This window comes from Pseudomonas sp. MF08817 (assembly GCF_059862705.1).
In genome coordinates, this window is sequence record NZ_JCBCUY010000008.1 from 58513 (window position 1) to 80490 (window position 21978).

Annotated in this window: 13 protein-coding genes; 5 read left to right on the top strand and 8 right to left on the bottom strand. The window is 63.8% G+C overall.

The annotated features are described in order from the left end of the window. Positions 1-97 precede the first annotated feature (97 nt). Together AC19YR_RS06930 and AC19YR_RS06935 are read left to right on the top strand one after the other, a co-directional pair. Positions 98-6019 (top strand): DUF4329 domain-containing protein, encoded by a 5922-nt coding sequence (locus AC19YR_RS06930; RefSeq protein WP_500597706.1) that lies wholly within the window; start codon positions 98-100, stop codon positions 6017-6019. A 139-nt stretch (positions 6020-6158) separates the two neighbouring features. Next, complete coding sequence (locus AC19YR_RS06935; RefSeq protein ID WP_500597707.1) at positions 6159-10778, top strand: DUF4329 domain-containing protein; 4620 nt, start codon at positions 6159-6161, stop codon at positions 10776-10778. 41 nt (positions 10779-10819) lie between these two features. On the opposite strand, the gene AC19YR_RS06940 is transcribed toward AC19YR_RS06935, so the two are convergent. The 6 genes from AC19YR_RS06940 to AC19YR_RS06965 all read right to left on the bottom strand — a co-directional run bounded on the left by AC19YR_RS06940 (position 10820) and on the right by AC19YR_RS06965 (position 16376). Then, on the bottom strand, positions 10820-12184 hold the full coding sequence (locus AC19YR_RS06940; protein ID WP_500597708.1) for a PepSY-associated TM helix domain-containing protein: 1365 nt from the start codon (positions 12182-12184) through the stop codon (positions 10820-10822). A 123-nt stretch (positions 12185-12307) separates the two neighbouring features. Next, the gene (locus AC19YR_RS06945; protein ID WP_095109427.1) at positions 12308-14419 is read right to left on the bottom strand and encodes a TonB-dependent copper receptor; all 2112 of its coding nucleotides are present in this window, start codon (positions 14417-14419) and stop codon (positions 12308-12310) included. A gap of 93 nt (positions 14420-14512) precedes the next feature. Continuing rightward, a complete protein-coding gene (locus AC19YR_RS06950) occupies positions 14513-14959 on the bottom strand; it encodes a DUF2946 domain-containing protein (protein ID WP_095109428.1) in 447 nt (148 codons plus the stop codon). An 18-nt stretch (positions 14960-14977) separates the two neighbouring features. Next, a complete protein-coding gene (locus AC19YR_RS06955; protein WP_095109429.1) occupies positions 14978-15457 on the bottom strand; it encodes a copper chaperone PCu(A)C in 480 nt (159 codons plus the stop codon). Between the two features lie 48 nt (positions 15458-15505). After that, positions 15506-15907 carry a DUF2946 domain-containing protein gene (locus AC19YR_RS06960; RefSeq protein WP_500597710.1) on the bottom strand — a complete coding sequence of 134 codons (402 nt, stop codon included), beginning with the start codon at positions 15905-15907 and terminating at the stop codon, positions 15506-15508. A gap of 97 nt (positions 15908-16004) precedes the next feature. Continuing rightward, positions 16005-16376 (bottom strand): PilZ domain-containing protein, encoded by a 372-nt coding sequence (locus tag AC19YR_RS06965; protein ID WP_500597712.1) that lies wholly within the window; start codon positions 16374-16376, stop codon positions 16005-16007. A gap of 161 nt (positions 16377-16537) precedes the next feature. On the opposite strand from AC19YR_RS06965, the gene AC19YR_RS06970 reads away from it, so the two are divergent. The 3 genes from AC19YR_RS06970 (at position 16538) to yjiA (ending at position 19932) form a co-directional block, all read left to right on the top strand. Next, positions 16538-18604: a carbon starvation CstA family protein gene (locus tag AC19YR_RS06970; protein ID WP_095109432.1), complete on the top strand. Its 2067-nt coding sequence runs from the start codon at positions 16538-16540 to the stop codon at positions 18602-18604. 14 nt (positions 18605-18618) lie between these two features. After that, entirely contained in the window at positions 18619-18816 is a 198-nt protein-coding gene (locus AC19YR_RS06975; protein WP_003182142.1) for a YbdD/YjiX family protein, read from the top strand. 153 nt (positions 18817-18969) lie between these two features. After that, on the top strand, positions 18970-19932 hold the full coding sequence (yjiA, locus tag AC19YR_RS06980; protein WP_500597714.1) for a GTPase: 963 nt from the start codon (positions 18970-18972) through the stop codon (positions 19930-19932). Between the two features lie 38 nt (positions 19933-19970). Here yjiA and AC19YR_RS06985 read toward each other — a convergent pair whose 3' ends face one another. After that, positions 19971-20528 (bottom strand): hypothetical protein, encoded by a 558-nt coding sequence (locus AC19YR_RS06985; protein ID WP_095109434.1) that lies wholly within the window; start codon positions 20526-20528, stop codon positions 19971-19973. A 183-nt stretch (positions 20529-20711) separates the two neighbouring features. Continuing rightward, on the bottom strand, positions 20712-21965 hold the full coding sequence (glyA, locus tag AC19YR_RS06990) for a serine hydroxymethyltransferase (RefSeq protein WP_095109435.1): 1254 nt from the start codon (positions 21963-21965) through the stop codon (positions 20712-20714). Positions 21966-21978: the final 13 nt, after the last annotated feature.

Consider the following 21978-nt stretch of genomic DNA (forward strand, 5'->3'; position numbering starts at 1 on the left):
CGATGGTGCCGGCGCACTAACTATGTAAAGTCATGGCCGGCGGCAAACGCCTGAAGATGGGGGCTGGCGTCATCCCTCATATTTTTCAGGTGCACTTATGGATAAGGATTTTTCACCCCAGCAACAGGCCACTGCCGCCTATCGAGCCGTATTGCCCCCGCTCAGCCCGGCGTTTGCCAACGCCGACGATGCGGCGCGTTACGCCCATGAACAGGTGGGTGACAGGCGCGATGTCGAATATGGCAGCGTCATCTTGCAACGGCTTTCGGACAAGTTTTTTTTTGCCAGTGAACCCTTTGCCGGGAGCGACACGGGGTTTCACTTTCTCTCGATCCTGGAACAAGAGCCCAATGGTTTTTATGCGCACCCGGCGGGTTATCGCATCGTTGGCAGTTTCCACTCCCACCCCAATATCGAACACGTACCGGGCCTGGAGCCGACGTGGCCGGCGCAGCGTAAAGCGGCTTTTGTCAGCTTTTTTTCTGAGGCAGATGTGGTGGTCAACTATGAGGAGCGCGCGCTGTTTTTGGCCGCCTATCTCAGCGGGCCGGATGGGGCTCTGCTCAAGTACGTGCCCAGTGGTTCGGGCAAAGAACGCCTGCTCGTCGAGTGGCTCAAAACCGGCAATCGGCTCTTGGCGCAGCATGGGCACGATGGCTCCTTCGAGGGCTATTACGGCTTTGCGAGGAAAGTCGCTTCGGTGGGCACCTTGACGTTCCTGGCCTCCAGCCAGGCCTGGGGCGGCAGCGTGGGTGAGGTGCCCAGCGATTGGGAGCCGATGAAGCCGTTTGAAGCGCCAGTGTTGCAACCGGCATTTGGCCCCGTGTTCGACACGCTCGCTCGGGTGCGCGACCACGCCCAGGCCGGCATGGCCCGCGGGCCCGGTGGCCGGCAAGTGGTGTTCGTGCTCAGGGCCGTGGACCAGGAGGCGTATATCGCGACCGTGCCCTTTGTGCTGCCCTCGGCGCAGTTTTCCCTGCAAGGGCTGTTTCCCAGCCGCCCCGACGGCAGGCCCAGGCTGCCCTCAGGTTATCGCCTGGAGGCTATCTACTATCGTCCCGATGCGGCCGCGGCGCCCAAACCGGCCACCTGGGCGTGGCTACTGGACAACTTCTTTACGCCCCAGGAGTTGGCGGCTGCCATCACCCAGTCGCGCACCGACACTTACCTGCAAGACCAGGCCCGTGGGTTGAGCCTGTATGTGCAGGCACCGGGGCATGCGTTGCTGCACTACCGGTTTTGCGGCTCGCCGGCGGAAACCGCGCTCATGGCCGGTGAGGGCCAGCCCTTGCAGCAAGCCTTGGAGGACGGCAGCCTGAGCCCGGTGGATTTTGTCCGCCAGGTTGCCGCTGCCGGTGAACTGGTCGTGGTGGAAACGGGGGACGTCTGGGAACGTCCCGGTGCGGTGAGCCAGGACTGGCAGCCCTTCGAGCGCCTGCATGAAGCCCTCAGCCCCGCGTTCTTGAGTGCCGACGATGCAGCGCGCCACGCCCACTATCAGTTGGCGGGCAAGCGCGGCCAGAACCATTTCAGCTATGTGCTGCAACACACCGATGGCACTTTTTGCGTCACGCGGCCCGTACCGCTGACCCAGGACAACGACTTCTGGGGCGCGCCATTCAGGGAGGGTATTTCGCAAGCCATCATGGAGCAGTTGGGCTATCGCTATGCCGCTTACTTCTACGGCTCGCGCGACCATTACAAAGAGATCCAGGCCAAATACCCCACCTGGTCGAATGAGCGCATCCACCTGAACATGAGCATGCTCAGGTTCGGCGATGCCCAAGCGGTGATCGAGGCCAGGGCCGGTATCACTGGGGTCTATCATTCGGCCCCGGATGGCTCGCTGGTCAAATACCTGCGCACGGGCAGCGAGCCGGAGCAGGTGTTCGGCCGCTGGTTGGCTCGCACCTTGGCCGGTGATGCCACGGCCCATCTGGCCTTGGGGGCGATCGATCTGTCGGTCGAGTCGTTCGTCGCGAAAATGGCGGGGTTGGGCGCGCTGACGGTGGTGCTGTCCAGTGTGGCGTGGAAGGATTCGGTGGGCAGGCTGCCTACCACATGGGCGGCTTATGCACCTTTTGTCTCCGCTGCCGCCCGCGAGCCGATACTGAGCTGGCTGTTCCAGGATCGAGAAACCGCCGCCCGCTATGCCCATGACCAGATGCTCGAAAATCCCGGCGCCAGGCAGGTGGCGTTTGTGCTCAAGCAGGCGCAGGCCGAGGCGTATGTGGTCAGTGATCCGTTGGTGATCGCTGCCACGCCCGCGACGCTGCCCCTGTTCAGCCCCGCCCGGGCCTTTGCCACCGATGATCGCGGCCAGCCGGAATTACCCCGCGGGTTTGGGTTGGAGGCGGTCTGTCATTTACTGCTGCCTGACGATGAGGCCTGCACCCGGGAGAAGTGGCTGTACCGCCAGTTTGTCTCGCCCCTGGAATTTGCCCAGGCCATCGCCCAGGCCAGGGCCGGCCTGCCCGAAACCTTCGCCCACTACATCAGTACCCGCGACGGCGCGCAGTTGCGCTATGTGTTTGGCGCGACGCCCCTGGAAGACCAGATGCATGTGCTTTCGCCCGAAGGCGTGGTCAGTGACGGCGGGGATGCCGACGCGTTGCAGGCTGGCACCCTGAGCCCTACCGAGTTCGTCCGGCGCGTGGCGGCGGCGGGGCATTTGCAGGTAATGCGCAGCAGCACCCTGTGGGATGTGGAGGGCCGGGTGACCCTCGACTGGCAGCCTTTTGCCCGGTATCGAAGGCCGGTGCTGGGGCCGGTGTTTATCACCGCCGACGACGCCGCGCGCTACGCCCACCAGCAAATCGGCGCCCGCCGCGACGAGGGGTTTGCCGGCGCGATTCTCAACCTTGGCGCCGAGCGCTATGCCGCCACCGAGCCAACCCCCAGCACCAAGCCGCGCTTTAGCCTGGATGCCATTTACCCTCTCGACGAGCAGGGCGTGCCCATCGTGCTCAACGAGGGCGCGCACCTGCACGCCTTGTACGCCTCGCGCTGGCCGGGTGATATCTCGGGGGCTTTTTGGGCGCCCGAGCAGAACCAGGTGGCCGCGCAAATGTTCAATGACGGCGATATCTACCAGGCGACGTTGATTCGAGAGCTGGTGCCACGGGTGTACCTGTCTGGCGACCCGCAGGTGCTGCTGGCTTACCAGGGGTTTGGCACCGCCCCGCAACGGGCGTTGTTCGCCCGGGTCAAACCGACCCCGGGCGATAGCCTGCTGTACCAGGACCTGGTGGCCGGCCGGATGGTGCCCAGTGACGTGGTCTCGCTGTTGGCCACCAGTGGGGAGTTGACCGTGGTGCAGGGCAACCGCCTGTGGGGCGCACCGGGTAAGGTGCAGTCGGACTGGACACCCTTTTTGGGCATTGACCTGGCCACCGTGGCCGAGCCGCCGGCCATGGGCCCGGTGTTCGCCAGCGCCCAGGCGGCCCTCGAACATGCTTGTGCGCGCCAGCGCACCCGTTATGGTGGCGCGGCGACGGGGTTGGGGGTAATCCTCAGGGCCGTCGACAAAGAAGAGTACGTGGCCACGGCCATGTTCCCCGCCGCGCAGGCTGACGCGCTCTATCGGGCCTGCGACAGTAGTTCGCGGCAACTGCGCGATGACTTCCTGATCCATGGCCTGTATTGCGCAACGCACTGGCTGCCTAATGCCAGCGGGGTGTTGCAGACGCTAATGGGCCGCCATTTTGCGTCGGCGGCGGATATGTTCGCCGGGTTGTTCAGCGCCAACGGTATGCAGCGTAACCGCGATATTTCAGGGTTGCGCTTGTATGTGGCGCCCCTGGATGGCGCCCTGCTGATGTACCAGCCCCAGGCGCGCCTGGCGCTATTCAATGAGGAAAGCGGCGACGCTGGCCCGAAGGGGCTCCAGGCTCGCTTGGACGGTGGCGCGCTGTCGTTCGAGGGCTACATCGCCCAGTTCGCTGCGGCCGGCCAACTGACGGTGCTGACCACCAGCGACTACTGGGACGAAGAGGGCCGGGTAGGGGTGGATTGGCAACCGTACCTGAGCCTGCAACGCCGCCACCTGGGGCCGGCATTTGTCTGGCAGGACGATGCGGCGCGCTATGCACACGCCCGTTGGGCCCAGCGTACCGACAAGGTGTATGGCGGGTTGATCCTGCGGCGCAACGATGGTTTGTTCGTGGCCACCGAGCCGTTGGTGATGGCGGTGGAAAATTTCGACCCCGGTTGGGTACGGCTGAACAAACTGGTGGCCAGCGGGCAGTTTCTGGGGGGGAGCCAGATCGTCGCGCGCTATCACTCGGCGGCAGTGCTGGAGCCGGATTTCCCTCTGTCACACCACGAGTGCGCGGTTTACCAGGGGATGTTCCCTACCGAGTTCCTGCACGGCGCGTTGACCCGCGAAGACTTGCCCCTGGCGCCGATCCCGCGCACCGAATATCGCTTTTGCGCCGACGGTGCCCTGCTGGCGTTCTTCACCAGTGACAACACCCGGGAAACGGCCCTGTTGTATCTGCTCTCGGCGGCTGGCGAACCTACCCTGCACCTCAAGAACAACCAGGCCGAAGCGCAGATGCGTGCCGGCACCCTTGCCCCCAGCGAGTTTGTGCGGCGCCTGGGGCGGGCGGGCCACCTGCGGGTACTGGCAGGCAGCCCGCTATGGGGCGTGCCGCGCATCCCGGCCGACTGGGCGCCCTTTGCACCCGCGAGCGACGGCCCGGCGACACTCGACTCACCCTTGAGCCCGGTGTTCACGCAAATGGAAGACGCGGTGCGCCACGCCCATCGCGTGGCGCCACGGGCGGGCTTGAGCTTTGGCTTCGTCCTTAAGTCGGCCAAGGCCGAGCAGTACCTGGCGTCCCTGCCGCTGGCGGCGGGCAACGCCGCGGCCTTGAGCCTGGAACGGGTGTTCATCGAAGGACGGCTGCCCCAGGGCTATGGCGTCAAGGGTGTTTACCTGTGCACTGGCAAAGTGCAGAAGGACACGGCGCAGGAAGTGGCCGAACACTTCTTCTCCCCTCAGGCCCTCAACCTCGGCCTGGTGGCCAGTAAGGTTTACGGCAACGGCAACGGTAACGGTAACGGCGAGGCCGAGAGCCCCGCCCAGCCCAGCCATTTGCCTTTGTATTTATCCTGCGCCGACAACGCCCTGTTGAAGTACGAGCCGGTGGCGCCCCAGGTGCTGTGGAGCGGCCCCCAGGGTGCCTTGCAGTACCAGCAACTGCTGACGCTGGGAGGCTTTACCCCCCTCGACTATGTGCGCAAGGTGGCCGCAGCCGGCAAGTTGCAGGTACTGGGCGGCAGTGATTTCTGGTTTCACACCACGGTGGTGTCCCAGCACTGGAACCCCTACATCGGCTCGGGTGAGTGGTTTGCCAGTGACCATCGCTTCGCCCTCAGCCCGGTGTTCTCCCACCTCGACGACGCCGCCCGCTATGCCCAGCGCCTGGTCGGGCCGTTCCAGGGCGAGGAATACACCGGCGCGGCCCTGGAGCGTCGGCAGGGGCAATCGATCGTCTATGTGGCAGTGGACCCGTTGGAGGTGCGCGAGGGGGATGCACGCTACACCGAGCTGTTCTACTCCGGGGCCGGAGGGGCAATCGCGCCGGTTAACGTCCCGGGTGCCGACCCGTTGCCGCTGCCGGTGTTTCCCGAGGGCTACCTGTTGGCCGCCGTGCATCATTTCTACAAAACCATGAATAGCCTCGAACAGGACGTGGACGCGCTGGACCGCCGATTGATGAACAACCTGCCGCTGGCCGACATTCCCTTTAGTGCTCAGGTGCTGGAAAAGCGCGCGGTCGCCGGTGCCAGTGTGTATTTCTCCTGCCGTGGTGGTGGGCTGCTCAAGCTCATGCCCGGCTTCACTGCCAAGGAAAAGGCCCTGTTCTTGGAGCCCTGGGGGCCCCGGCCGGCGGGCATGCTCACCCGGCTGGTCGCCGTCAGCCCGTTGTGGGTGCTGGATGCCGATGCCTTCTGGCTGCGGCCGGGCAAGCTGACCACCGGTTGGCGTAACCAGGTGCAAAGGCCTCGTTGAGTGGCTCGGCGTGGCCCCGGGTAAAAATAGATAAGTATCCCTGGGCCACGCCTGGGGTCTTTGAGAATGGCGGGACGCTCCCGATGGCCTGAGTCGGTTCAGGCACATCGGCCCTCCACCCTTGGACCCGAGGTCATGTATGCAAGACCATCTACCGCGAGAAAAACGCGCCGCCGTGGCGGCTCCTGTCACGTTGCCGCCCTTGAGCCCGCCATTCATTCGAGAGGAAGACGCCGCCTACTGGGCGCACCGCCAGATTGGCGCCAAGCGCGAAAAGGAATATGGCGGCGTCATCCTCAGTGCGGACAACCGCTTTTACGCCACCACCCCGATTGTCGGCAAAGAGCTCACCTTCAGTTTGAGAACGGTGCTTAACGTGGACGCGCAGCACCGCTTGCTGGCGCCACCGGGCTATGCCTTGGTGGCCTTTTACCATTCCCATCCCGCGTCCCATGAATTGGTGCAACAGACCAACCCCGGGTTACCCAGCCAGTACATCAAGCCGCATATCAACTTCTTCTCGGGTTATGACTTTGTGTTCATTGTCCAGAACAGGTTGCAGTTCCCCCATGCGTATCTGTCCGGCCCCGATGATTCGCTCATCAGCTACGCCCCCAGCGGCTCGCAGGCTGAGCATCAGTTGGCGCAATGGATAGACGCCGGTCGCCCGCCCAACGACCCTGCGGGCATCTACGAGCCGCCCGATAAAGTGATTGAAAAAATGGCCTCCCTGGGCACCTTGAAATTCCTTATTCCTTGCCCTGTATGGGGCGGTTGGGTGGGCCAGGCGACGGCGGATTGGCGGGTATTTGAAACGCCCGAGGCGCCGGTTACCAGCGATTTGCCTCTGTTCACCCACACCTGCCCGCGCCCCGGCGACGCGGTGACGGCGGCGCTGGCGAATGCGGGCGAAGGCCTGCAATGGGGTTATGTGCTCAAGTACCTCAAAAGTGACCAGTACATCGCCACCCAGCCCATTGCCGCGGGCAGTGAGACATTTGCCCCTGCCAACCTGTTTCCGGCCAGGGCCGACGGCGGCCTTCGATTGGCGTCGCAGTTTCGCCTGCACGGCATCTACTACCGCTCGCGGCCCGAACCGCGGGACTTCCCACCCATCGAAGCATGGTTGTACATCAGCTTTTTCGCCCCGGCCCAACTGACCGCGGCCATGACTCAAAGGGTCGCCACCCAGGCACTGCAAGTGCCGGACGAGGCGCTGACGCTGTACGTGGCGCCTTCGGACGGTTCGCTGCTGAGCTTCAAACTGCCGCCGGCCGGTGCCGCGCAGCCTTTGTTTGACCGGGACGCACAGGGTCATTTCACCGACAACGGTGCCCAGGCTGCGATGCAGGCTGGCCAGTTGACGCCCCGCGACTATGTGCGCCGCTTGATGGGCGTGGGCCAGTTGCAGGTGGAGCAACGCGGTGCGTTGTGGCGCGAGGAAGGAATGATGACGGACGGCCAAGCGATACTGGCCGGTACCCTGGCGCCTGTGTTGCAAGGCCCCTTCCTATCGGCCGACGATGCGGCGATGCATGCCCATGAATCGGTGGGCAGGTACCGCGACCGCTTTTATGGCGGCTACATCCTGCGCAATGGCGACAACCAGTATTTCGCCACCCAATTGTTGGCCAGTGACAGCGACCCGTTCGCCTCGCCCCTGTTCTTCCCGGTGGGGGGCAAAGGGCCGCTGGTGCCTCCCCAGGGCTATGGCATTTATGCCCGCGTGGGCGTGCACCCCCTCCCCGCAGCGGCCAACCCGGACCGGATAGCGCGCTGGCAATGGTCGCAGGAGGATGCCCTGCTCGACCCGCAGCTGTTTTCCGAGGCCCAGGTGCTGTCGATCATCGGCGGCCAGGCAACGGCGTACTTGAGTGGGGCCCACGACAGCCTGATTCGCTTCACGCGCAGCCCCGACGCCAGCACCCTTAACGCGTTGCACCGCCGTTTGCTCAAGGCCAACGGTGGCAACGCTCAGCTCCCGGTGCGCGGCTTCAAGCCCCAGGAGTTGGTGCGCCAATTGGTGCGCGTCGGCGAGTTATGGGTGATCCGCGGCAACCCCGTGTGGGGTGAACGCGGCCGGGTGGAGGAGGATTGGCGCGCAGGTCGCCCGGTCCCGGGCCGAGAGCTGTTGCGCCCGGCTATCCTGGGGCGGGTGTGCGAGAGTGCCGAGGCCGCCGCCAGCGAAGCCCTCGTGCGTCTTGAAGGTTGGCGCCCGAGCGCCGGCCGGTATTTTGCCTTTGTTCTGAAGCACCGCCGCGAAGAGGGGCGGTACGTGGCCACCGAGTGGGTCACGGTGACCGGGCGCAACCATATGTTTTCGCTGCAAAGCCTGTTCGATGTGCAAGGCCCAGGTACCCACCGCAGCGGGGACTACCGTTTTCCGGGTGAGTATCAGCTCCACGGGTTGTGCTACTTCCAGCCCGGTACCGCCTCTGGGCTGAGGGACCCTGAAACCTGGTTGCAGAACTTTTTCCTGCGGCCTTCGGTGTTGCTGGATGTGCTGTACGAAGCTCGGCGTAGGGCGGCGGGGCAGTCCCCCAGCGGTTTGCCGGTATTTGTCGCGACCCAGGACGGTGCATTGTTGCGCTTTGACCAGAACTTGGCCGCCTCGACGCAGGTCATCAGCCTGGCCGAAGTCACGGTGAAGCTCAAAAGCGGCGAGCTGACCGCTGCCGGTTTTGTGCGCGAGGTGGCGAGCAAGCTGGCCCTCAAGGTGCTGGTCAAGGGCCAGTGCTGGGATCGCGAGGGCGACGTCACCGTGCACTGGACACCCTATGCCGACTACCTGCGGCGCTGGCTCGGCCCGGGTTTCAAGCACGTCGACGACGCGGCACGGCATGCCGGGCGCATGATCGGGAGGGAACGCTCGCGGATCTATGGCGGCTACATCCTGCAGCGCCAGAGCGACGGCCTGTTCTTTGCCACCGAACCGCTGGCCAGCAATTGCGAGCTCTTTGACGAGACCTGGGTGTTTCCCATCAAAGAGGGGGGCGAGACCTTCCCGGAAAACTTCAAGATTGCCGCGCGCTACTGCTCCCGGCTGCGGCCCGTGCCAGCGGTGAACCTGCCCGAGGTGGAGCGTGAGCTGTACATCAACCTGTTCTCGGCGCAGCGTGTGGCGAGCCTGTTTCACCAGGACGCCCGTGACCGGCGTAGCGAGTACCTGTTTTGCCCCGATGGCAGCCTCTTGAGCCTCACGCTCGACGGGCGGGCCGAGGAGGCCTTGCTCAAAGCGCGGCTATCACCCACCGCCGGGGCAGGGCACGGCCCCTGGGGCAATCGGGTCGCGCAGCAGTTGGACAGCGGCATGCTCAAACCGGCCGACTGGGTCCGCGAATTGGCTGGCGCTGCCCAGCTCCAGGTGTTGCGAGCCAGCCCGGTGTGGGGCCCGCCGCGCATCGTTGACAAAAACTTCGTGCCTCGGGCGAGCATCCCCCTGCCGCTGGATATCGTTCAGGCCAGCCAGGAGCCGGTGTTCAGCCCGCTGTTCATGCAGGCCGATGATGCGGTGCGCTATGCCCTGGAGTCTCTGGGCGAACGCGAGTGGTTGCAGGGCGGCTATCTCCTGCGGGTCACCGCCAGCGACCAGTACATGGTGACGCTGCCCCTGGCGCGACAGAACTTCACCCACTTGCATCAGGTGTTCCCCCAGGGCGCGGTGCCGCATGGCTGCGAACTGGCGGGGTTCTATTTCGCCGCGCCGGACCAGAGCATCACGGGCGTCGATGACCCGCTGCACAACAGCTTTGTGCGGCCCGTCAGGGTCGTCCAGGGCCTGCGCATTTGCGCGCCTGCGGCCGCTGGCCCATACCTGCCGCTGTACCTGTCCTTTGCCGACGGTGCCTTGCTCAAGTACCGTTTCGACGGTGACTCCACGGTATTGGCCGGAATCGGTGCGCTGGAAGAGCGGTTGCAGCAGAGCCGCCTGCAGCTGTTGGAGCTGGTCCACCTGCTGGGGATTAAGGGCCAGTTGCAGATCCTGCTGCCCAGCGCCGTCTGGGACGGCTATGGCCTGGTGACGGCCGATTGGCTGCCGGGCGAGCGGCGCAGTGTCAAGGCACTGCCCAGGACCGACTTTGTCATGGGGCCGGTGTTCAATGACGCGGATGATGCGGTGCTGTATTGCTCGCGCATCTTCAAGGGCAGCCCCCAGGGCCAGTACCTGAGTGCCATCCGCCTGCGGCGCTACCGCGTGGGCGAGGAGTTTTACTCCTACACCGCGCCGATGGTGGAAGTGGAGTTTCGCGCCAGTGCTTCCTCGATACTCGGGTTCTTCCTGCGCAAGCAGTCCGGGCTGGAACGTATTTACCCGCAGGGCACCCAGATGGTGGCGGCGTATCAGTTGTTCCGCTCCGCCGAGGAGTACCCGCCAGCGCCGGGCGAAGAGGGGCTGCGCCGCAACTTTGCGTCTTGGCGCAACGTTGACCTGTACACCCACGGCCGTGATCGGGAGGAGGGTGGTCAGCTCGATATGTATTACTTGTCCACCCTTGATGGGGCGCTTATCAAGTTCACCCCCGACTACACCCGTGCCGAGGATCAGGTGCTGATGGAACATCGGCAGTGGACGCCAGGCAGCAACCCGGCCAAAGTCCCGCGTATTTCAGAGGTGCTGTCGCTGCTGGCTGGCCGCCAGCAACTGCGGGTGCTCCGGGCCGGGTCGTTCTGGAGTCGGCGCGGGCTGATATCCCAGGACCTCAAGCTAAAACTGTCCCAGCCCTGGGACGAGCCCATCCGCGACCGCGATGAACTCTAACCTGTAGCAAGCGGGGCTGCCCGCTTGCTACGACGGCGGCGTCAGGACTGGGCGCGGTTCCAGCGTGAGAGCAGGAGGCGGTCCAGCACCCAGAGGGCGATCAGCGAGGCGCCCACCAGCGGGAAGATCAGCGCCAGGGCCAGCATGATGGCCATGGCGCTTTTCCATTTCGGCAAGTCGTGGCGCAGTGGCGGCACACCCAGGCGCCCTTGGGGCCGGCGCTTCCACCAGATCACCACGCCGCTCACCGCGCTGAGCAGGATCATCAGGCAAATCAGCAGCACGATGATCTGGTTGAGCGCACCGAACATCTTGCCTTCATGCAGCATCACCCCCAGCTCCGTGGCGCGGGCGACGGGGCCGTAGTCGTGCCAGCGGACATCGGCCAGGACCCGGCCGGTGTATTGGTCCACATGCAAGGTGGCGTCGTTGCGCGGGTCATCGGCGAACACGGCAAGGGTGAACACGCCGCTGGCGGTGGTGGGGAAGGTGATGCTGTAGCCCGGCTCCACGCGGCGCGCGGTGGCGATGTCCTGCACCTGTTGCAGGCTCACGGTGGGGGCGGCCGGGGCGGTTTCGCCGGCGCCGTGGGCCCTGTGTTCGGCGTGGTCGCCGGACATCGGCATCGGCGTGTTTTCCATGGCCCAGGGCACGGTTTGGCGGGTGGCGGTGTTGAGCTCGCGGGCCTGTTGGTCGGAGGTGGGCACGTCGGTCCACATCGCCACCGGGAAGCGGTTCCACAGCTCGGCGTACTGCTTGCCCCAGAACCCGGTCCAGGTCATGCCGCTGAGCAGCATCACCAGCAGCAGGGACGCGCCCCAGAACCCGGTGACTGCGTGCAGGTCGCGCCATAGTAGGCGGCCACGGCTGTTCAGGCGTGGCCACAACACCCCCGCCGACGATTGGCCGCGCGGCCACCACAGGTACAGGCCCGACACCACGAGCACGATGCCCCAACCGGCGGCCAGTTCCACCAGGCGATCGCCCAGGGTGCCGATCATCAGCTCGCCATGGATCGCCCGTGCCACGGCTTGCAGGTTGTACTTGGCGTCCTGCTCGCCCAGCACTTGGGCGCGATAGGGGTCGACGAACACGTTCAATTCGCGGCCAGCGTCGTGCACCACGAACTGCCCGCTGCGCTCGGCGTTAATGGGCGGCAGGTACTGGCTGACGTGGCCCTGGGGGTAGGCGCTGCGCACGGCGCGCAGTTGTTCGTCGGCGCTGGCCAGGTGCTGCCCGGGCTGGACCTTGAGCAGGTCGGCGTACAGCAGCGGGTCGAGCTGGGGCTTGAACAGGTAGATGATCCCGGTCAGGGCCAGCATCACCATGAACGGGGCGACAAACAGCCCGGCGTAGAAATGCCAGCGCCAGGCCAGGTTATAGAAGGAAATCTTGGGTTGACTCATCAGGGTGCTCCGCAAGGGCATGGATCTTTTTTTAATCGGTGGTGGGGCTGTCGCGGGCGAGCCCGCTCCCACCGTTGGGGTGCATTGCCCCTGTGGGAGCGGGCTTGCCCGCGATGCTTTTGCCTAGAAACTCATATCCACCTTGGTCCAGAAGGTACGGCCCGGTTCGTTGAGGGCCTGTGGGTCGTTGGCCGGGTAACCGAACCCGGCGTTGCCTGCCAGGTTCAGGTGCTCGGCGTAGGCCTGGCCGAACAGGTTGTCCACCCCGGTGCTGACCTTGAACTGCTTGTTGATGCGGTAGGCGCCGTTGAGGGAGAACACGCCAAAGCCTGAGCTTTTATCGTAATCCTTGCCCACCACGTTGCCTTTGTTCTGGTCGATGCGGTTTTGCGCCGCGACCACGCGCCACAAGGCCCCGGCGCTCCAGGTGTCCTGGCTGTAGGTCAGGCCGAAGCGGGCATCGAGCGGCGGCATCTGTGGCAGGGCCGAGCCGTCACTGCTGTTTTTGCCCCAGGCGTAGGCCAGGGTGGCGTCGGCTTTCCAGTTGGGCGTCAGCTTGTAGGCCGCGCCCAGTTCACCGCCCATGATCCGCGCGTCGATGTTCTCGGCCCGCGAGGTCATGCCCATCATGCCGCGGGTGTAGTCGAACAGGATGTAGTCGCGCACCTGGCCGATGTAGCCCGAGGCCCAGGCTTCGAGGTCGGCGCTTTTGTATTGCAGGCCGAAGTCGAGCTGGGTGGTTTTTTCCGGCTTGACCGCATCGAACGCGTTCACCGAACCGGCCGGGCCTTTGTTGGGCGAGAACAGCTCCCAGTAGTCGGGGAAGCGCTGGGCGTGGCCGAGGCCGGCGTAGAGGGTAGTGGGGCTGTCCTCCAGGTCGTGCTCAAAGCGCACGAAGCCGCTGGGCAGCGTGTCGGCGCGGGTTTCGTCGGCGGTGGGGTTGGGTCGGGCCATCATCCCGGAACCGGTGCTCTGGCGGAAATCCTTGGCGCTGGCGCGGTCCAGGCGTGCGCCGCTGATGAGGCGGTCACGGTCGGCGGCGTACCAGGTCAGTTCGCCGAACACGCCGTAGTTGTGGAAGTCGGCGTCTTTGTCTCGGGGCAGGTTCTTGTAGGTGTCGATGCCGCTGGCGGCGCGCTTGCGGTGTTCGTTGGTCTGGGCGTCGAGGCCGCCGATCAACTGCACGTCGGCCCAGCGCCAGGTGGCTTTGATGCGCGCGCCGAGGGTGCGGCGGTCGACGTTGGAGGCCATGGGCCCGGCCATCATGCCGGTGCCGGACGGGGTGCGCAGGCTGTAGTTGTCCATCACGTGGTCAGCGTAGTTGTAGTAGACCTGGGCTTCGACCTTGTCCAGCACCTCACCGAGGTTGGACTTCTCGAAACGCAGGCCCAGGCTTTCGCGCAGGAACTGCGAGCCGTCCATGCCGCGCCCGGCGTAGCGTGCCTCGCCGTCACCGCGCCCGGCGGTGAGCTCCAGCAGGGTGTCGGCGTCGGGGGTCCAGCCCAGGGCGACGTCGCCGTTCCATTTGTCGTAGCGCGATTCGACGGTGTCGTTGTTGCCGTCCTTGTAGTCGTCGGAGTGGGCTTGGTTGCCGACCACCCGCACGTAGCCCAAAGGCCCGCCGGCAGCGGCATCGACCACTTTGTCGAAGCGCCCGTTGGAGCCGGCCAGGATGCTGGCGTTCACCCGCGTGCCCAGTTCGCCGAAGCTTTCGGGCTGGCGGTCGAACAGCACGGTGCCGGCCGAGGCGCCGGGGCCCCAGAGCACGGTTTGCGGGCCTTTAATCACGGTCAATTGGTCGTAGGTTTCCGGGGAAATGTACGAGGTCGGCGCGTCCATGCGCCCCGGGCAGGCACCGAGCATCATGCTGCCGTTGGTGAGGATGTTCAGGCGCGAGCCGAACATGCCGCGCAGCACCGGGTCGCCGTTGGTGCCGCCGTTGCGCACCAGGGCAAAGCCGGGGATGGTCTTGAGGTAGTCGCCGCCATCGCTGGCCGGCACCGGTTGGCGCGGGTCTTTGGGGTTGGTGACCACGGTCAGGGGCGAGCTTTGGGCGATGGCGGTAATCACCGTGGGGCTCAGTTCGGTGGCCGGGTGCAGGTGCTCATCGTGTTCGCCGGCCAGGGCCCAGGGCGCCAGCAGGGTGCCGCAGAACAGCGCAATGGCCTGGGTCAAGCGCAGGCGCGGGTGATTGAGGGCGAAGCGGTTGCGTGTGTCAGCAGAAAACCTGGACATAGAGGTTCCATCGAGTCAGTCGTAAACAACACACGGCCAGCAGCCTGCGGCTGTCTTTTCTACAGTCGGCCGGGTGATAAGTGGGTTTTGGGTTTACGCGACGATGGGTGGGGCGCGGCTGCGGGCGCCGGGAAACACGGCCTGCCGGGCATGGCCCAGGCGCGGTGCGGGGGTGGTGACAGCCAGGGGGGGAGGGCTGTCGAAAAGGTTGAAGGCGATGCTGCCGGGTAGCGCGGGGCAGTTGTAGAGCAGGCCACAGTAGCCGCACTTCTCCCACAACATCTGCGGCTGGGCGGGGGATTTGGCGGGGGCGTGGTGCGCGGCGGTGGCGTCGTGGCAGGCCGGGTCTTGCGCGGCCATATCCATGCCCTGATGCGCGGGCATGGGCATGGCGTGATTCATCGGCATCGCTTGGGAAATCAGCGGCCCGATGAAAATCATCAGCATGGCGAACAGGCTGATCCAACTGCCGCGCCGGACCCTCAGGGAGTCGTGGCGCGCAGGGGATCGCCCGGCACGAGGCGTGCGCACGGTGTTCATGCGGCTATCGGCGTTGGCTTACTGGGCGTGGACGTGTTCGCCGCTGCCGGCGGGCGCCTGCTTCTGCACGGCGACATCGACCGTGACCTCGCCGGCCTTCTCGAAGCGCAGGGTCAGCGGGAAACGCTTGCCGTCGGCCAGCAGGCTGCGGTCTTTCAATTCCAGCAGCATCACGTGGTAGGCCATGGGTGCGAAGGTCACCTCGCCGCCGGCGGGGATCACCACGTTGGGCACCTGCTGCATTTTCATCAGGTCGCCCTGCTTCACGTGTTCGTGCAGTTCAGCCTTGGCGGAAATGGGCGAGGTCACGCTTAGGAGGCGGTCGGCGTTCTTGCCGTTGTTGTGGATGACGAAATAGGCCGCCACGGTGGGGGCGTTGGGCGGCAGCTCCTGGGACCACGGGTGGGCGATGTGCAGTTCGCCGCTGGTGTACTCGTGGGCATGGGCAAAGCAGGCAGGCAGCAACAGGGCGGCCATCAACAGGGTTTTCTTCAACATGTCGGTACTCCGGGACGATTCAGGACGCAGGATGGTTGCGAGGTTGAATCAGGCCAGCGGAGAGGCGCGCGGATTGAGGCTGGGCCATTGCTGGCGCGGCGTGGGGCTGGAAAGCAGGGTGGGCGCCGGGCCCTGGGTGGGCTCCAAACGGGTGACGTGCAATTGCGGCACATGCCCGGGCAGAGCCACCAGCGGCGGCGACCCGGAGCAGCACCAGCAGTGCTGCATGTTGGAGTGGTCGTCGTTCTGTGGGGCCTTTTGCTCCAGGCTGCCCAACGACATCGCCACCATTTTGGTGCCACTGGAGGAGCAGAAGCTGCCCCACATCACTTGCTCGCTGGCCGCGCCGCTGGCGCTTTGCGCCATGGCCCCGGAAATCGGCATGGCGAGCAGGTTGAACAGCACTGCTAGGCAGGCGATCCAGGCAAGTGCTAGCCGTTGTCGGGGCATGGGTGGGATCCAGTGAGGTGGACGTTCAAGCGCGCTATTTAGCCTGATCGGCCCGGATAAGTAAAAAGCCCGCCTGCGGTGTGGTGTCGCAGCGCGCTCAGGGGATATCGATCAACGCACCCAGCTCGCGCTCCAACTCCTGCGGGTCGCCCAGGTTCAGCTCGACGAGGCGGCGCAGGTGGCTGATGGACGCAAGGTCGATGTGCTCGCACACAAAACCCAATTGCCCGTGGTCGTCGTGGGCCAGGCGCACGCGCATGTGCACGGGGGTGTCGGGGGCGAGGTGGATATCGACGTCGAAGGCTTCGCCAGGGTCGCCCTGCCAGGGTTGCGGGCGCTGGATCAACAGGCCTTTGAGGGATAGGTCGAGCAATTGCACGCTCCAGGTGCGAGCCTGCTGGTGCAGTTCGGTCCTGGCATTAAAGGCGATACGCTTGAAGCGGCGGCGATCTGCGGCATTTTCGCTCATGGCCCAACCCTCTGGATGTGGGAAGACTATAGACCAGCCGCTTATTTGTGGTTTTTTCCCACAAATGAAGGCTCAAGACCAAAGCAGGGGGCTGGCCTTTAAGGCCGGCCGCGCTAAACTCCGAGGGCTGTCTTTCTGTCCACCCTGGCTGGAATAAAAAAATGAAAAACAATAATAGCCTGCTACGCCACATACCCTGGCTGCTGCTGGCAATCGTCGGAGCGTGCGCCCTTGGCGTCGTGGCCTTGCGCCGAGGCGAGGCGATCAACGCCTTGTGGATCGTGGTCGCGGCAGTGGCCATCTACTTGGTCGCCTATCGTTACTACAGCCTGTTCATCGCCAACAACGTGATGCAACTGGACCCCCGGCGGGCTACCCCCGCAGTGCTCAACAATGACGGTCTGGACTATGTGCCGACCAACAAACACATTCTTTTCGGGCACCACTTCGCTGCCATCGCTGGCGCGGGGCCGCTGGTGGGCCCGGTACTGGCCGCGCAAATGGGCTACCTGCCCGGCACGCTGTGGCTGATCGCCGGCGTGGTGCTGGCCGGTGCAGTGCAGGATTTCATGATCCTGTTCCTCTCCACCCGCCGTAACGGCCGTTCCCTGGGGGATATGGTGCGTGAGGAAATGGGCCGCATCCCGGGCACCATTGCCCTGTTTGGCTGCTTCCTCATCATGATTATCATCCTCGCGGTGCTGGCGCTGATCGTGGTCAAGGCCCTGGCCGAGAGCCCATGGGGCATCTTCACGGTGATGGCGACCATCCCGATCGCGATGTTCATGGGCATCTACATGCGCTACATCCGCCCGGGCCGCATCGGCGAAATCTCGATCATCGGCGTGCTGTTGCTGCTGGGTTCTATCTGGCTGGGCGGGCAGATCGCCGCTGATCCGGTGTGGGCCAAGGCCTTCACCTTCACTGGCATCCAGATCACCTGGATGCTGATCGGCTACGGTTTCGTCGCCGCAGTATTGCCGGTGTGGCTGATCCTGGCCCCGCGTGACTACCTCTCCACCTTCCTCAAGATCGGCACCATCATCGCCCTGGCCATCGGCATCCTGGTGACCATGCCCGACCTGAAAATGCCGGCATTGACCCAGTTCATCGACGGCACCGGGCCGGTATGGAAGGGCGGGCTGTTCCCGTTCCTGTTCATCACCATCGCCTGTGGCGCGGTGTCGGGCTTCCACGCGTTGATCTCTTCGGGCACCACGCCCAAGCTGTTGGCCAACGAAGCGCACTCGCGCTACATCGGCTATGGCGGCATGTTGATGGAGTCCTTCGTGGCCATCATGGCCATGGTTGCCGCGTCGGTGATCGAGCCGGGCGTGTACTTCGCCATGAACAGCCCGGCCGCGATTGTCGGCTCGGACGTGGTCAGCGTGGCGCAAACTGTCAGCAGTTGGGGCTTTGCCATTACCCCCGAAGCGCTGCAAGCGGTGGCCAATGACATCGGTGAAACCACCATCCTGGCCCGTGCCGGTGGCGCGCCAACCCTGGCGGTCGGTATCGCGCAGATCCTGCACAGTGTCCTGCCGGGTGAAAACACCATGGCATTCTGGTACCACTTTGCGATTCTGTTCGAGGCACTGTTCATCCTGACCGCCGTGGACGCAGGCACCCGTGCCGGGCGTTTCATGCTCCAGGACTTGCTCGGCTCCTTTGTGCCAGCGCTCAAACGCACCGAATCCTGGACCGCCAACCTGATCGCCACCGCCGGTTGTGTGGCGATGTGGGGCTACCTGCTGTACCAAGGCGTGATCGACCCTCTGGGCGGGATCAATACCTTGTGGCCGCTGTTCGGCATCTCCAACCAGATGCTGGCGGGTATCGCGCTGATGCTGGCCACGGTTGTGCTGATTAAGATGAAACGCCAACGCTACATCTGGGTGACCATGCTGCCGGCTGTGTGGCTGCTGATCTGCACCACCACCGCAGGCTTCATCAAGCTGTTCGACGCCAACCCGGCGATCGGCTTCCTGTCGCTGGCCAAGAAGTACAGCGATGCCCTTGCCAACGGCCAGATCCTGGCCCCGGCCAAGAGCATCGACCAGATGCAGCACGTGATCTACAACGCCTACACCAACGCCACGCTCACGGCGCTGTTTTTGGCGGTGGTCTTCAGCATCCTGTTCTATGCGCTCAAGGTCGGCATTGCTGCCTGGGGCAACAAGGAGCGCACGGATAAAGAGTCGCCGTTCCAGGCCGTGCCGGATGCGTAAGCGAGGAATGCGCCATGTTCAATGACCTGAGTCGCCTCGGTAAGTACCTCGGCCAGGCTGCGCGCCTGATGGTCGGCATGCCCGACTACGACAACTACGTCGAGCATATGCAGACCAAACACCCGGACAAACCGATGATGGACTACGAGGCGTTCTTTCGCGAACGCCAGGAAGCCCGTTACGGGGGCAAGGGTGGGCCCAAGTGCTGCTGACCCGCTAGCCGGGTCGATGTAACCCCTTGTGGGAGCGTGCCTGCCGCGATGGCGGACTGTCAGCCAACAGCGATGTTGAATCTGGCACCACCATTGCGGGCAGGCCCGCTCCCACATTTGTTTTGTTCCTTGCGTTATTCAGGAGAACTGCTTTTGTCCTCTCCCATCCCCGTTACCGTCCTCAGCGGCTTTCTCGGCGCCGGCAAAACTACGTTGTTGCGCCACCTACTCAAGGCCGAGCACGGCTTGAAAATCGCCGTGATCGAAAACGAATTCAGTGACGCCGGCATTGATACTCAGTTGTTGGGTGATGAGCCGGTACAAGTCATGACCCTGTCCAATGGTTGCGTGTGCTGCACCATCCACACCGACCTGACCAAAGCCCTGTTCCTGCTGCTCGAGCGCCTGGACAGTGGCGAGATCGCCTTCGATCGCCTGGTGATCGAATGCACCGGGCTGGCCGACCCGGCGCCCGTGGCCCAGACGTTTTTCATCGATGAAGAACTGCGCGAGCGCTACATCCTCGACGGCATCATCACCCTGGTGGACGCCGCGCATGCCGAATTCCACCTGACCCAGACCATCGCTCAGGCGCAGGTCGGCTTTGCCGACCGGTTGTTGGTAAGCAAGCGCGACCTGGTGGACGAGCAGGCCTTCACCGCCCTGAGCGAGCGCCTGACCCGGATCAACCGCCGGGCGCCGATCCGGGTGGTCGAGCATGGCCGGATCGACCTGGCCGAGTTGCTGGACGTGCGCGGGTTCAACCTCAACGCTGACCTGGGCGGTGGCCTGAACCTGCGGCCAGTGGCTAAGGCCGCGGCCACCGACCGGATCTGCAGCCTGGTGCTGCGCACCGACAAACCGCTGGATATCGACCGGCTCAGCGAATTCATGAACCAACTGCTGGAAGACCACGGCAAACAACTGTTGCGTTACAAAGGCGTGCTGAACATTGGCGGTGAGGCGCGGCGCCTGGTGTTCCAAGGCGTATTGAAACTCTACGGCTTCGATTGGGATACCGAGTGGGCCGAAGATGCAGTGCGCGAAAGTGTCATTGTGTTCATCGGCGACGATTTGCCCCACGAAAAAATAAAGAAATCTTTCGAGCAACTCTGAAAAACTCGCCTGCCCACAGCAGGCGGCTTTTATATCGATCAAACTTCGTCCGGGTCGCTGATATACGGGGTATTGCGCTCAAGTATCTTCATGCGCCAAGTCAGTTGGGTGCCGTATTCGCCAATGAAGTGATGCACTCTATTTATTTTCGAGAACTTGTTGTTAAGCCCCAAGGGGGCGCCTGCACGGGTTTGGATACGCACGTCCACTTGGTCGGACTGAATGTCGTCCAACGTAATAATGTTGCCGTCCAAGTCCAGAAAGTTAAACGTTGTGGTGTCTCTACCCGCCGCAGGCAGGGCGGCGAACTTGTCATGCTGGTTCTTGCTGATGACCTTGCCGTAGTAAGGGCCTGGAGTGCGGTTGTAGAAGGTGTAGTAGTCGTCTTCATTGCGGCAGTAGAACACCAGGGGCGGGTTCACGTTGACCGCGATCATGGTCAGCACATTGGAGACATCGCGGACTTCCGTGGCGATGGAAGGCGTATCGTAGTGCAGGACGGTGACTTTTTCGTTGAAGGTCTGACCTGGAAAGTGCAGCCAGGAGCCGTTGACGGTGAACGTTGCGAGGAATGATTTGTTTCGGCTGGTACTCATGGTTCTCAAATCCTTTTGAGAGTGTTTAGGAGAAGTGCACTTTTGAGGCTAGTCGAAGGGGCAAACGGTGTTTGCACAAGTCTGTTTTTGGATGTTTCCCCTTACATTCGCCACTCAACGTTCAGACGAAAAAAAGCCCGGTCATAAGACCGGGCTTTTTAGTGCCGCGTAGTAACGGGGTGATTAAGCGCCGTATACCGGCAGCTTGGCGCAGATGGCTTTGACCTTCTCACGTACCGCGTCGATCACGGTTTCGTTGTTCAGGTCGGCCAGGATGTCGCAGATCCAGCCAGCCAGCTCCTTGCACTCGGTTTCCTTGAAGCCGCGAGTGGTCACGGCGGGTGTGCCGAAGCGCAGGCCCGAGGTGACGAACGGCGAGCGTGGGTCGTTAGGCACCGAGTTTTTGTTCACGGTGATGAACGCCTTGCCCAGTGCGGCATCGGCGTCTTTGCCGGAGATGTCCTGCTTGATGAGCGACAGCAGGAACAGGTGGTTTTCAGTACCGCCGGAAACTACGTCGAAACCGCGCTCGATGAACACGCTGGCCATGGCCTGGGCGTTCTTGATGACCTGTTGTTGGTAGGCCTTGAACTCAGGCTGCAGTGCTTCCTTGAAGCAGATGGCCTTGGCGGCGATCACGTGCTCCAGTGGGCCGCCCTGGGAACCAGGGAACACCGCGGAGTTGAGCTTTTTCTCGATGTCGGCGTTGGCGCGCGCCAGGATCAGGCCGCCACGTGGGCCGCGCAGGGTCTTGTGGGTGGTGGTGGTGACCACGTCGGCGAACGGTACCGGGTTCGGGTACACGCCAGCGGCGACCAGGCCGGCCACGTGGGCCATGTCGACGAACAGGTAGGCGCCTACCTTGTCGGCGATTTCACGGAAGCGTGGGAAATCGAGGATCTGGGAGTAGGCGGAGAAACCAGCCACGATCATTTTTGGCTTGTGTTCCAGGGCCAGGCGCTCGACTTCGTCGTAGTCGATCAGGCCATCGGCGTTGATGCCGTACTGGATGGCGTTGTACAGCTTGCCCGAGGAAGAAACGCTGGCACCGTGGGTCAGGTGACCGCCGTGGGCCAGGCTCATGCCCAGAATGGTGTCGCCGGCCGAGAGCAGGGCCAGGTACACGGCGCTGTTGGCTTGGGAACCGGCGTGTGGCTGGACGTTGGCGTAATCGGCGCCGAACAGCTCCTTGGCACGGTCGATGGCCAGTTGCTCAACCACGTCGACGTACTCGCAACCACCGTAGTAGCGCTTGCCCGGATAACCTTCGGCGTACTTGTTGGTCAGGGCCGAGCCTTGAGCTTCCATCACCGCTGGGCTGGCATAGTTTTCCGAAGCGATCAGCTCGATGTGTTCTTCCTGGCGCTGAGCTTCTTGCTCCATGGCGGCAAAAAGATCGGCGTCGAACTTGGCAATAGTCAAATCACGGCTGAACATGGCGGTCCTCAAG

What these genes read in the sequence shown, in the direction of transcription:
- AC19YR_RS06930 (WP_500597706.1), top strand. Translation starts at nt 98, where the DNA reads ATGGATAAGGATTTTTCACCCCAGCAACAGGCCACTGCCGCCTATCGA.
- AC19YR_RS06935 (WP_500597707.1), top strand. Translation starts at nt 6,159, where the DNA reads ATGCAAGACCATCTACCGCGAGAAAAACGCGCCGCCGTGGCGGCTCCT.
- AC19YR_RS06940 (WP_500597708.1), bottom strand. Translation starts at nt 12,184, where the DNA reads ATGAGTCAACCCAAGATTTCCTTCTATAACCTGGCCTGGCGCTGGCAT.
- AC19YR_RS06945 (WP_095109427.1), bottom strand. Translation starts at nt 14,419, where the DNA reads ATGTCCAGGTTTTCTGCTGACACACGCAACCGCTTCGCCCTCAATCAC.
- AC19YR_RS06950 (WP_095109428.1), bottom strand. Translation starts at nt 14,959, where the DNA reads ATGAACACCGTGCGCACGCCTCGTGCCGGGCGATCCCCTGCGCGCCAC.
- AC19YR_RS06955 (WP_095109429.1), bottom strand. Translation starts at nt 15,457, where the DNA reads ATGTTGAAGAAAACCCTGTTGATGGCCGCCCTGTTGCTGCCTGCCTGC.
- AC19YR_RS06960 (WP_500597710.1), bottom strand. Translation starts at nt 15,907, where the DNA reads ATGCCCCGACAACGGCTAGCACTTGCCTGGATCGCCTGCCTAGCAGTG.
- AC19YR_RS06965 (WP_500597712.1), bottom strand. Translation starts at nt 16,376, where the DNA reads ATGAGCGAAAATGCCGCAGATCGCCGCCGCTTCAAGCGTATCGCCTTT.
- AC19YR_RS06970 (WP_095109432.1), top strand. Translation starts at nt 16,538, where the DNA reads ATGAAAAACAATAATAGCCTGCTACGCCACATACCCTGGCTGCTGCTG.
- AC19YR_RS06975 (WP_003182142.1), top strand. Translation starts at nt 18,619, where the DNA reads ATGTTCAATGACCTGAGTCGCCTCGGTAAGTACCTCGGCCAGGCTGCG.
- AC19YR_RS06985 (WP_095109434.1), bottom strand. Translation starts at nt 20,528, where the DNA reads ATGAGTACCAGCCGAAACAAATCATTCCTCGCAACGTTCACCGTCAAC.
- glyA (WP_095109435.1), bottom strand. Translation starts at nt 21,965, where the DNA reads ATGTTCAGCCGTGATTTGACTATTGCCAAGTTCGACGCCGATCTTTTT.